Raw genomic sequence first — 11,162 nt, 5'->3', positions numbered from 1 at the left:
CTTATTCTCGCGAAACAGGTTGCACCTTCTTTGAGTTGTTGAATAGCATTCGCGCCCAAGGTGCAACCGGCCCTCGCGACCGGTTCATCGGCTGATGGCTTTCCTGGGGAAACATCAGTCATAAATGCGCGGAGTACCCAACCGTCTCTCAAACGTAGTCGTTTGAGAGCGGTGGTGCTGACCGCCGCTACATAAAAACAAAGCCAGGGCGTAACTCAATGAGTGCAAGCAATCCAACCTTGATCACGTTCGTGATCTACATCGCAGCTATGGTGCTGATCGGCTTCATGGCCTATCGCTCTACCAACAACCTTTCTGACTACATCCTCGGTGGCCGCAGCCTGGGTAGCGTGGTGACCGCGCTTTCCGCTGGTGCTTCCGACATGAGCGGCTGGTTGCTGATGGGCCTGCCGGGCGCCATCTACATGTCCGGCCTGTCCGAGAGCTGGATCGCCATCGGCCTGATCGTCGGTGCCTACCTGAACTGGCTGTTCGTCGCCGGTCGTCTGCGAGTACAAACCGAACACAACGGCGATGCATTGACGCTGCCGGACTATTTCTCCAGCCGCTTCGAGGACAAGAGCGGGCTGCTGCGGATCATCTCCGCGATCGTGATCCTGGTGTTCTTCACCATTTACTGCGCTTCCGGCATCGTCGCCGGTGCCCGTCTGTTCGAAAGCACCTTCGGCATGCCTTACGAGACCGCCCTGTGGGCCGGTGCCGCGGCGACCATCGCCTACACCTTCGTCGGTGGTTTCCTGGCGGTGAGCTGGACCGACACCGTACAAGCCACCCTGATGATCTTCGCCCTGCTGCTGACGCCGATTATCGTGCTGCTGGCCACCGGCGGCGTCGACACCACCTTCCTGGCGATCGAAGCCCAGGACCCAAGCAACTTCGACATGCTGAAAAACACCACCTTCATCGGCATCATCTCGCTGATGGGCTGGGGCCTGGGCTACTTCGGCCAGCCGCACATCCTGGCGCGCTTCATGGCCGCGGATTCGGTCAAGTCGATCGCCAACGCACGTCGCATCTCCATGACCTGGATGATCCTGTGCCTGGGCGGCACCGTGGCCGTGGGCTTCTTCGGTATCGCCTACTTCTCGGCGCACCCGGAAGTGGCCGGTCCCGTGACCGAGAACCACGAGCGTGTGTTCATCGAACTGGCCAAGCTGCTGTTCAACCCATGGATCGCCGGTGTGCTGCTGTCGGCCATCCTGGCGGCGGTGATGAGTACCCTGAGCTGCCAGTTGCTGGTGTGCTCCAGTGCCCTGACCGAAGACTTCTACAAAGCTTTCCTGCGTAAACATGCTTCCCAGCTGGAGCTGGTGTGGGTCGGTCGCGCCATGGTGCTGCTGGTTGCCCTGGTCGCCATCGCCATGGCCGCCAACCCGGAAAACCGCGTATTGGGCCTGGTCAGTTACGCCTGGGCCGGTTTCGGCGCGGCCTTCGGTCCTGTGGTGCTGATCTCGGTACTGTGGAAAGGCATGACTCGCGACGGCGCGCTGGCCGGCATCATCGTCGGCGCCGTGACCGTGATCCTGTGGAAGCACTTCAATGTGCTGGGCCTGTACGAAATCATCCCGGGCTTTATCTTCGCCAGCCTGGCCATCCTGCTGGTGAGCAAGATGAGCGCGCCGAGCGCCGGCATGGTCCAGCGTTTCGAGGCCGCCGAGAAAGACTACAAGCTCAACCACTGATCGGGAGTCGCTGAGACGCTAACCCTGCAGTGATTCGAAAAGCCCGCATTCCCTGGGATGCGGGCTTTTTTATGGGCGTGCCTGCGCCGTGGAAGCTCCCGACACGACCTGACGCCGGCCGTGGCACAGGGTAAACTTCGCCCCCTGCGCAGGAGCAACCATGAACTATCGTCACGCCTTCCACGCCGGCAACCACGCCGACGTCTTCAAACACCTGACCCTGACCCGCCTCATCGCCCTGATGTCGCGCAAGGAGCAGCCGTTCGCCTACCTCGACAGTCATGCCGGCATCGGCCTGTACGACCTCCAGGGCGATCAGGCCAACCGCACCGGCGAGTACCTGGAAGGCATCGCGCGCCTGTGGGGCGAGCAGGACCTGCCAGCGCTGACCGCCGACTACATGGCGGTGCTGCACAAAATGAACCCCGATGGCGAACTGCGTTATTACCCGGGCTCGCCCGAGCTGGCGCGGCGCCTGACCCGTTCCCAGGACCGGGTGCTGCTCAACGAGAAGCATCCGGAAGACGGGTTGCTGCTCAAGGAAAACATGAAGGGCGATCGCCGGGTGGCGGTCCACCTGGGCGAGGGCTGGCATGTGGCGCGGGCGCTGCTGCCGGTGGCCGAGAAGCGCGCGGTGATGCTGATCGACCCGCCGTTCGAACAGCTCGACGAGATGCAGCGTTGCGCCGCGTCGCTGAAAGAAGCCATCGGCCGGATGCGCCAGACGGTGGCGGCCATCTGGTACCCGGTCAAGGATCAGCGGGCGCTGCGCCGCTTTTACCAGGACCTGGCCGGTACCGGCGCGCCGAAGCTGTTGCGTGTGGAACTGCTGGTGCATCCGCTGGATACGCCTAACAGCCTGAATGGCTCGGGCCTGGCGATTGCCAACCCGCCGTGGGGGCTGGAAGAGGAGTTGCGCGAGCTGCTGCCGTGGCTGGCGCAGAAACTGGGCCAGACCCAGGGCGGCTGGCAGATGGATTGGCTGATCGCCGAATAATGGGGGGAGCTACAAGCTACAAGCTGCAAGCTACAAGCTGAAGCAGGACAGCTTGCAGCTTGCCGCTGCTTTCAGATCGGGCAGGTCACGCCTGTGCCGCCGATCCCGCAGTAGCCTTCCGGGTTCTTCGCCAGGTATTGCTGGTGGTAGGCCTCGGCGTAGTAGAAGGTCGGGGCTTCTTCGATTTCCGTGGTGATGGCGCCCAGCCCGGCCTTGGTCAGCTCGGCCTGGAACACTTTTTCGCTGGCCTTGGCCTGCTCCAGTTGGATCGGGTTGGTGGCATAGATTACCGAGCGGTACTGGGTGCCGATGTCGTTGCCCTGGCGCATGCCCTGGGTCGGGTTGTGCAGTTCCCAGAACATCGCCAGCAGTTCCTGATAGCTGACTTTCTCCGGCTCGTAGACCACCAGCACCACTTCGCTATGGCCGGTCAGGCCCGAGCAGACTTCTTCGTAGGTCGGGTTCGGGGTAAAGCCGCCGGCGTAGCCCACCGACGTGCTGAACACGCCCTCGCGCTGCCAGAACTTGCGTTCCGCGCCCCAGAAGCAACCCAGGCCGAAGATGGCGAACTCCACGTTGCCCGGGAATGGGCCCAGCAGCGGGTTGCCGTTGACGAAGTGTTCGGCTGGCACGGTCATTGGGGTTTCGCGGCCAGGCAGGGCTTGTTCTTTGGTAGGTAGCACGTTTTTGTTCACCAGAATTTCCGAGCGCAGAACCATGATCAGTCCTCTCAGTCAGGGTGGGATTGAGTAATTAACCAGACACGCAGTTTGCCCGAGTGTTACAGCGCTGTCAGGCGATTGGGCCGCGCGGATAACGTTTGAGCTTGTCGATCAGCTCCGAGCCGGGGATCGGCCGGTCGAACAGGTAGCCCTGGCCGACATCGCAGCGGTGGCGACGCAGGAAGGACAGCTGCTCCGCGGTTTCGATGCCCTCGGCCACCACCTGGATTTTCAGGTTGTGGGCCATGGCGATCACCGCCGAGGTGATTTCCATGTCGTCCTGGTTGGCGGGGATTTCGTGGATGAAGCTGCGATCGATCTTGATGATGTCGATCGGGAATTTCTTCAAGTAGCTCAGCGACGAATAGCCGGTGCCGAAGTCGTCCATGGCCAGGGTCAGGCCGAGCTTTTTCAGCTGGTCGAGTTGCTGGTGGGTGTCTTCGGTGGCTTCCAGCAGCAGGCCTTCGGTCAGTTCCAGCTCCAGCAGCGAGGCGGGCAGCTGTTCTTCCTTGAGGATGCTGGCGATGGAGGCCACCAGGTCCGGGTCGGAAAACTGCTTGGGCGACAGGTTGATCGCCACCTGCAGATTGCCCAGGCCAGCGGCGGTGAGCTGCTTGCTCATGCGACAGGCCTGGCGCGCGATCCATTTGCCGATCGGGATGATCAGGCCGGTCTCTTCGGCGACGCTGATGAACTGGTCCGGGCGGATCATGCCCTTTTCCGGATGGTTCCAGCGCAGCAGCGCCTCCAGGCCCAGCAGGCGTCCGCTGCGCAGGCACAGCTTGGGCTGGTAGAACACGTCCAGCTCGTTCTGGGTCAGGGCGCGGCGCAGGTTGTTTTCCACGAACAGCTTGTAGCTGGCTTCGGCGTTCAGGGCCTCGGTAAATACCTGCACCTGATGTTTGCCGTTGGCCTTGGCCTTGTGCAGCGCCAGGCCGGCGTTGCGCATCAGGGTCTGCGGGTCGCGGCCGTGCAGCGGTGCGCAGGCCAGGCCCACGGAGCCGGTGACGCTGATGAGTTGGTTGTCGACGAACATCGGCTTGTCGAGGGTCATCAACAGCTGGCTGGCGATCTGTTGGCCGGCCTCCAGGTCGGTATCGTCCAGCAGCACGGCGAATTCGTTACTGGCGAAGCGCGCCAGGCTGCCGCTCGGGCTCAGGCTGTTACGCAGGCGCCGGGCCAGGCTGATCAGCAGCTTGTCGCCGGTCTGGTGGCCGAGGCTGTCGTTGATCCGCTTGAAGTTGTCGATGTCCACCAGCAGCAGGCTGATGGGGCTGTCGCTGTCGCGGGCGAAGCGTTCGTCGAGGTTGCGGATGAAGGCGGGGCGGTTGCCCAGGTTGGTCAGGTTGTCGGTGTAGGCCAGGCGCTCGATGCGTTGCTGGGCCAGCTTGGTCTGGGTGATGTCTTCGTAGATGCCTATGTAGTGGGTCAGTTCGCGGTTGTCGCCATAGACCTTGGAGATCGACAGCTGGCCCCAGTACGGCTCCAGGTTCTTGCGCCGGCTCTTGAACTCGCCCTGCCAGCTGTTGCTCTTGGCCAGGCTGGAGGGCGCGTCGAACAGCAGTTCGCTGAGGTTCTCCAGCGCCGGCAGTTCCGCCAGCCGATGGCCGTGGACTTCCTCGGTGCTGTACTGGGTGATTGCAGTGAAGCTCGGGTTGACGTACTCCACCACGCCGTCGCAATTGACCAGCAGAAAGGCATTGGCGCTTTGCTCGACCGCGCGCTGGAACAGGTGCAGGGCGCTGGTGGCGGTACGGCGGTTGTGGTTGTTGATGACCTGGGCGAACTGGTCGGCCAGCTCGCCGGCAAAGGCGATTTCATCGGATTGCCAGGCGCGGGTGTTACCCACTTGTTCCAGGCACAGCACGCCGACCACCTGGCCGTCGATGCGGATACTGGCGTCGAGCATGGCGTTGATATTGCGCGGGCGCAGGCTCTCGGCCATTTCCCGGGTGCGCGGGTCGCGCATGGCATTGTGCGCATCGATGGCCCGGCTGGTGTGCAGGGCTTCGAGGTAGTCGGGGAAGTCGCTGGCGTCGATCGTCTCCGGCAGGATGTATTCCTGCAGGTCGCGGTGATACACGCAGATGGGCACCAGCATCTGGCCTTCGAGGTTCCAGATACTGGCGTAGTCGATCTCGTAGATGTTGCAGGCGCTGCGGGTGATCAGCTCGGCGGCTTCCAGCAGGGAGTTGTTGGCGCTATAGCGCTGGCGGGCCAGGAGCAGGATCAGGTCTTGCTGGGCGCGCACCCGTTCGAGGTGCTGGAGTTGTTCCTGCTGGGCGCGCTGATTGAGTTCCAGGGCGATTTGCAGGCGACTGTTCTGGGTTTCCAGGTCGGGCGCGGAGAGCGGCTGATCGTTGTCGAGCAGGCCGTCGACCACCAGAAAATAGCCACGCAGCAGGTGTCGATTGTGTTGTTTGTAGGCTTCGCCGAGTTCCAGCAGGCTGAGTGAGCCTTTGGCGGTGTGCAGGGTGTAGCGAATCAGGTAATGCGGGCTGTGGGTCAGTTGCTGCTGGATCGCATCGTGCAGCTGATAACGGGCTTCCGGTTCCATCAGGCTGGCATAGGGCGAGCCGACCAGGGCGCAGAGCTCGACGGCGGGCAGGCCGAATTGGCGTTCACAGTTTGGATCGAGAAACAGTAGGGCCCAGCTCGCTTCATTCAGCCGTTCGAAACGCAGCATGCCGAGCCGCGAGGGCACGGGCAACTGCGTCACTACCTCGGCCACCATACGGCTGGCGGCATCGGGTTGGCTTTTCATGGGGAAACTCGCTTGGTAAATGCTGATCGCGCCGGGCTCGCGCCCTCTTTACTGTTGCCTGCGGCAAGGTTGCATCATGCGGCACTGACTGACAAGTGAGATGAAGGCTAAGTGCTATAAGAATCTATCGGCAGAACGGAAGATTTCTGAAAGCTAATCTTTCCTGGTGTTTTACCGGGCTTTGGCGGCTGGTTACAGCGATTTTTCGGCAAAAAAAAGCCCCGCCAAATCGACGGGGTTGAGGTACGAGCGTGGCGCTCGAAAAGGGTGCAACGGCCGGCTTCCCCATGACAGGGAAGCCGGCCGAGTCTTACAGCAGGATGGTGCGGATATCCGCCAGCAGATCGCTCAGACGTTTGGTGAAGCGTGCGGCAGCGGCGCCGTTGATCACGCGGTGATCGTAGGACAGCGACAGCGGCAGCATCAGCTTCGGCTGGAAGGCTTTGCCGTCCCAGACTGGCTGGATGGTGGCCTTGGAAACGCCGAGGATCGCCACTTCCGGTGCGTTGACGATCGGCGTGAAGCCGGTGCCGCCAATGTGACCGAGGCTGGAGATGGTGAAGCAGGCGCCCTGCATGTCGTCCGCCGAGAGCTTCTTGGTCCGGGCCTTTTCAGCCAGGGAAGCAGCTTCGGCAGCCAGTTGCAGTAGGCTCTTCTGATCGACGTTCTTGATCACCGGTACCAGCAGGCCATCCGGGGTGTCGACCGCGAAGCCGATGTTCACGTACTTCTTGCGGATGATCGCTTTACCGCTAGGCGCCAGCGAACTGTTGAAGTCCGGCAGTTCCTTGAGCAGGTGCGCGCAGGATTTCAGCAGTAGCGGCAGGATGGTCAGCTTGACGCCGGCCTTCTCTGCAACGGCTTTCTGGGCGATCCGGAAGGCTTCCAGCTCGGTGATATCGGCCGAGTCGAACTGGGTGACGTGAGGCACGTTCAGCCAGCTGCGATGCAGGTTCGATGCGCCAGCCTGCATCAGGCGGGTCATCGGCACTTCTTCGATCTCGCCGAAGCGGCTGAAGTCCACCACCGGAATCGGCGGGATGCCCGCGCCACCGGTTGCGCCGCCAGCAGCTGGCGCTTCCTTGGCCTTTTGCATCATCGCTTTGACGTAAACCTGCACGTCTTCCTTGAGGATGCGACCGTGCGGACCGCTGGCGCCAACAGCGCTCAGCTCGACGCCGAACTCGCGGGCCAGTTGGCGCACTGCAGGACCTGCGTGAACTTTGGCGCCAGGCTTGGCAGGTGCAGCGGCCGGTGCGGCAGCAGGTGCAGCGGCAGCCGGAGCAGCAGCGGCAGGTGCCGGAGCGCTTGGCGCAGCCGCGGCAGCTGGAGCCGGGGCAGCAGCAGGTGCCGCGCCTTTGACTTTCAGCTTGAGGATCAGGTCGCCGGTGCCGACTTCGTCGTCCAGCTTGATAGCAACGCTTTCCACGATGCCGGCGGCAGGCGATGGGATTTCCATGCTGGCCTTGTCGGATTCCAGGGTGATCAGCGACTGGTCGGCTTCAACGCTGTCGCCAGCCTTGACCAGCACTTCGATGATCTTGGCCTTGCCGGCCGAACCGATGTCAGGGACGTGGATGTCCTGGACGCTGTCGGCCACTGGGGCAGCCGGAGCTGCTGCAGGAGCAGGCGCAGCGGCAGGTGCCGGAGCAGCCGCCTGGGCCGGAGCAGCCGCAGCAGGGGCCGCAGCACCTGCCACTTCCAGATCCAGGATCAGGTCGCCGGTGCCGACTTCGTCGTTGAGCTTGACGCTGATGGCCTTGACCACGCCAGCGGCAGGCGACGGGATTTCCATGCTGGCCTTGTCGGATTCCAGGGTGATCAACGATTGATCAGCCTCGACCTTGTCGCCGACCTTGACCTGGATCTCGATGATCTGGGCCTTGCCCGACGAACCGATGTCCGGCACGTGCACTTGCTGAACCGAAGCGGCAGCAGGAGCAGCTGGCGCGGCAGCCGGTTTGGCCTCGGCTTTGGCAGCCGGTGCAGCGGCAGGCGCAGGCGCAGGAGCCGCTTGCGCGGCACCCTCGACTTCCAGTTCCAGCAGCTCGTCGCCTTCTTTCAGGCGATCGCCCAGCTTCACTTTCAGGCTCTTGATGACGCCGGCTTTGGGTGCCGGAACTTCCATACTCGCCTTGTCCGATTCCAGCGTCAGGATGCTCTGGTCGGCTTCGATACGGTCGCCGACCTTCACAAACAGTTCGATTACTTCACCTTCACCGCTGCCGATGTCAGGTACGCGAATGAGTTCGCTCACAAAAAATCTCCTCAGCAGTCCAGTGGGTTGCGTTTTTCCGGGTTGATACCGAACTTGGTGATGGCCTCGGCCACGACCTTAGGTTCGATGTCACCACGGTCAGCCAAGGCTTCCAGGGCTGCCAACACCACGAAATGACGGTCGACTTCGAAGAAGTGACGCAGCTTCTTGCGGCTGTCACTGCGGCCGAAACCGTCGGTGCCCAGGACTTTGAATTCCTTGGACGGGACCCACTGACGAATCTGTTCGGCGAACAGCTTCATGTAGTCGGTAGAGGCGATGACCGGGCCCTTGCGGCCGCTCAGGCACTCTTCGACATAGCTCAGCTTAGGCTTCTGGCCCGGGTGCAGACGGTTGCTGCGCTCGACTGCCAGGCCATCGCGACGCAGTTCGTTGAAGCTGGTAACGCTCCAGACGTCCGCGCCCACGTTGAATTCTTCACGCAGGATCTTCGCCGCTTCACGGACTTCGCGCAGGATGGTGCCGGAGCCCATCAGCTGTACGTGGTGCGCCGCTTCGCGGGTGTCTTCCTCGAGCAGGTACATGCCCTTGATGATGCCTTCCTCGACACCGGCCGGCATGGCTGGCTGCTGGTAGGACTCGTTCATCACGGTGATGTAGTAGAAGACGTCCTGTTGCTCTTCGGTCATCTTCTTCATGCCGTCCTGGATGATCACCGCCAGCTCGTAGCCATAGGTCGGATCGAAGGTGCGGCAGTTCGGGATGGTGCCCGCCAGCATGTGGCTGTGACCGTCTTCGTGCTGCAGGCCTTCACCGTTGAGGGTGGTACGGCCGGCAGTACCGCCGATCAGGAAACCACGGGTACGGCTGTCGCCAGCGGCCCAGGCCAGGTCGCCGATACGCTGGAAGCCGAACATCGAATAGAAGATGTAGAACGGCAGCATCGGCTGGTTGTGGCTGGAGTACGAAGTACCGGCCGCGATGAAGGAGCTCATGGCGCCCGCTTCGTTGATGCCTTCCTCGAGGATCTGGCCCTTCTTGTCTTCGCGGTAGAACATCACCTGGTCTTTATCGACTGGCTCGTAGAGCTGGCCGACGGACGAGTAGATGCCCAACTGACGGAACATGCCTTCCATACCGAAGGTACGGGCTTCGTCGGGGATGATCGGCACGATGCGCTGGCCGATTTCCTTGTCCTTGACCAACTGCGCGAGGATCCGCACGAAGGCCATGGTGGTGGAAATTTCGCGGTCGCCCGAACCGTCGAGGATGGCCTTGAGGGTATCCAGTGGCGGGGTCGGGATGTTGAAGCTCTTGGCGCGACGCTGAGGCACGAAACCGCCCAGCGCGGCACGACGCTCGCTCAGGTAGCGGGCTTCGGCACTGCCTTCTTCCGGCTTGAAGAACGGCAGGTTTTCGATCTCTTCGTCCTTGACCGGAATGTCGAAGCGGTCGCGGAACAACTTCAGGCTGTCGACATCGACTTTCTTGGTGTTGTGCGCGGTGTTCTTCGCTTCGCCGGCGCCGGTGCCATAACCCTTGATGGTCTTGGCCAGGATGACGGTCGGTTGCTCTTTGTGGTTGACCGCTTCGTGGTAGGCCGCATAGACCTTGTACGGGTCGTGGCCGCCACGGTTGAGTTTCCAGATTTCGTCGTCGGACAGGTCTTCGACCATCGCCTTGAGTTCTGGCGTGTTGAAGAAGTGCTCACGTACGAAGGCGCCGTCTTTGGCCTTGTAGTTCTGGTACTCGCCGTCGATGACTTCGTCCATGCGGCGTTGCAGGATGCCGTCGGTGTCCTTGGCCAGCAGTGGGTCCCAGAAACGGCCCCAGATGACCTTGTTCACATTCCACTGGGCGCCACGGAATACGCCTTCGAGTTCCTGGATGATCTTGCCGTTGCCGCGAACCGGGCCGTCGAGGCGCTGCAGGTTGCAGTTGATGACGAAGATCAGGTTGTCCAGCTTCTCGCGGCCGGCCAGGGAGATCGCGCCCAGGGATTCCGGCTCGTCGCACTCGCCGTCGCCCATGAAGCACCAGACTTTCTGCTTGCCCGGCTGGATGAAACCGCGGGCTTCCAGGTACTTCATGAAGCGCGCCTGGTAGATCGCCTGGATCGGACCCAGACCCATGGAGACGGTCGGGAACTGCCAGAAATCAGGCATCAGCCATGGGTGCGGGTAGGAGGACAGGCCGTTGCCATCCACTTCCTGACGGAAGTTGTTCATCTGGTCTTCGCTGATGCGGCCTTCCATGAAAGCGCGAGCGTAGACGCCAGGGGAGGCGTGGCCCTGGAAGTAGATCAGGTCGCCGCCATGTTCTTCGGTTGGCGCCTGGAAGAAGTAGTTGAAGCCGATGTCATACAGCGTCGCACTGGAAGCGAAGCTGGAGATGTGACCGCCCAGGTCAGAATCTTTCAGGTTCGTACGCATGACCATGGCCAACGCGTTCCAACGTACCAGCGAGCGAATGCGGCGTTCCATGAACAGGTCGCCAGGCATGCGTGCTTCGTGGGTGACGGGAATCGTGTTGCGGTACGGCGTGGTGATGGCGTAGGGCAGTTGCGAGCCGCTGCGGGTCGCGAGTTCGCCCATACGGGTCATCAGGTAGTGAGCACGGTCTTCGCCTTCTTTGTCGAGAACCGATTCCAGGGCGTCCAGCCATTCCTGGGTTTCGACGGGATCGAGGTCTTGCATGGCTTGCTCCAGGGCGGAAAGGCTTCCAGAATCGGTTGCCTGAGTTTGCGACTGGCCTTGTG

The 11,162-nt window shown here is 62.0% G+C and carries 6 protein-coding genes; 2 read left to right on the top strand and 4 right to left on the bottom strand.

Annotation, left to right across the window (positions count from 1 at the left end):
- The first annotated feature begins 218 nt into the window (after positions 1-218).
- Both putP and J4E58_RS02735 read left to right on the top strand, forming a co-directional pair.
- Positions 219-1,703 (top strand): sodium/proline symporter PutP, encoded by a 1,485-nt coding sequence (putP, locus tag J4E58_RS02740; RefSeq protein ID WP_009041859.1) that lies wholly within the window; start codon positions 219-221, stop codon positions 1,701-1,703.
- 160 nt (positions 1,704-1,863) lie between these two features.
- Complete coding sequence (locus tag J4E58_RS02735) at positions 1,864-2,700, top strand: 23S rRNA (adenine(2030)-N(6))-methyltransferase RlmJ (protein ID WP_007926805.1); 837 nt, start codon at positions 1,864-1,866, stop codon at positions 2,698-2,700.
- 71 nt (positions 2,701-2,771) lie between these two features.
- On the opposite strand, the gene msrA is transcribed toward J4E58_RS02735, so the two are convergent.
- The 4 genes from msrA to aceE form a co-directional block, all read right to left on the bottom strand.
- Positions 2,772-3,419 carry a peptide-methionine (S)-S-oxide reductase MsrA gene (gene msrA, locus J4E58_RS02730; protein WP_087089829.1) on the bottom strand — a complete coding sequence of 216 codons (648 nt, stop codon included), beginning with the start codon at positions 3,417-3,419 and terminating at the stop codon, positions 2,772-2,774.
- A gap of 73 nt (positions 3,420-3,492) precedes the next feature.
- The gene (locus tag J4E58_RS02725) at positions 3,493-6,186 is read right to left on the bottom strand and encodes a bifunctional diguanylate cyclase/phosphodiesterase (protein WP_087089831.1); all 2,694 of its coding nucleotides are present in this window, start codon (positions 6,184-6,186) and stop codon (positions 3,493-3,495) included.
- A 310-nt stretch (positions 6,187-6,496) separates the two neighbouring features.
- Entirely contained in the window at positions 6,497-8,443 is a 1,947-nt protein-coding gene (gene aceF / locus J4E58_RS02720; protein WP_087089833.1) for a dihydrolipoyllysine-residue acetyltransferase, read from the bottom strand.
- An 11-nt stretch (positions 8,444-8,454) separates the two neighbouring features.
- Positions 8,455-11,100, bottom strand: a complete 2,646-nt coding sequence (gene aceE, locus J4E58_RS02715; protein ID WP_007926801.1) for a pyruvate dehydrogenase (acetyl-transferring), homodimeric type — start codon at positions 11,098-11,100, stop codon at positions 8,455-8,457.
- Between the last annotated feature and the right edge of the window lie 62 nt (positions 11,101-11,162).

This window comes from Pseudomonas sp. FW305-25 (assembly GCF_017351415.1).
GTDB lineage: Bacteria > Pseudomonadota > Gammaproteobacteria > Pseudomonadales > Pseudomonadaceae > Aquipseudomonas > Aquipseudomonas chlororaphis.
The sequence above is the reverse complement of the archived record's forward strand: the minus strand, read 5'-3'. Positions and strand labels throughout refer to the sequence as shown.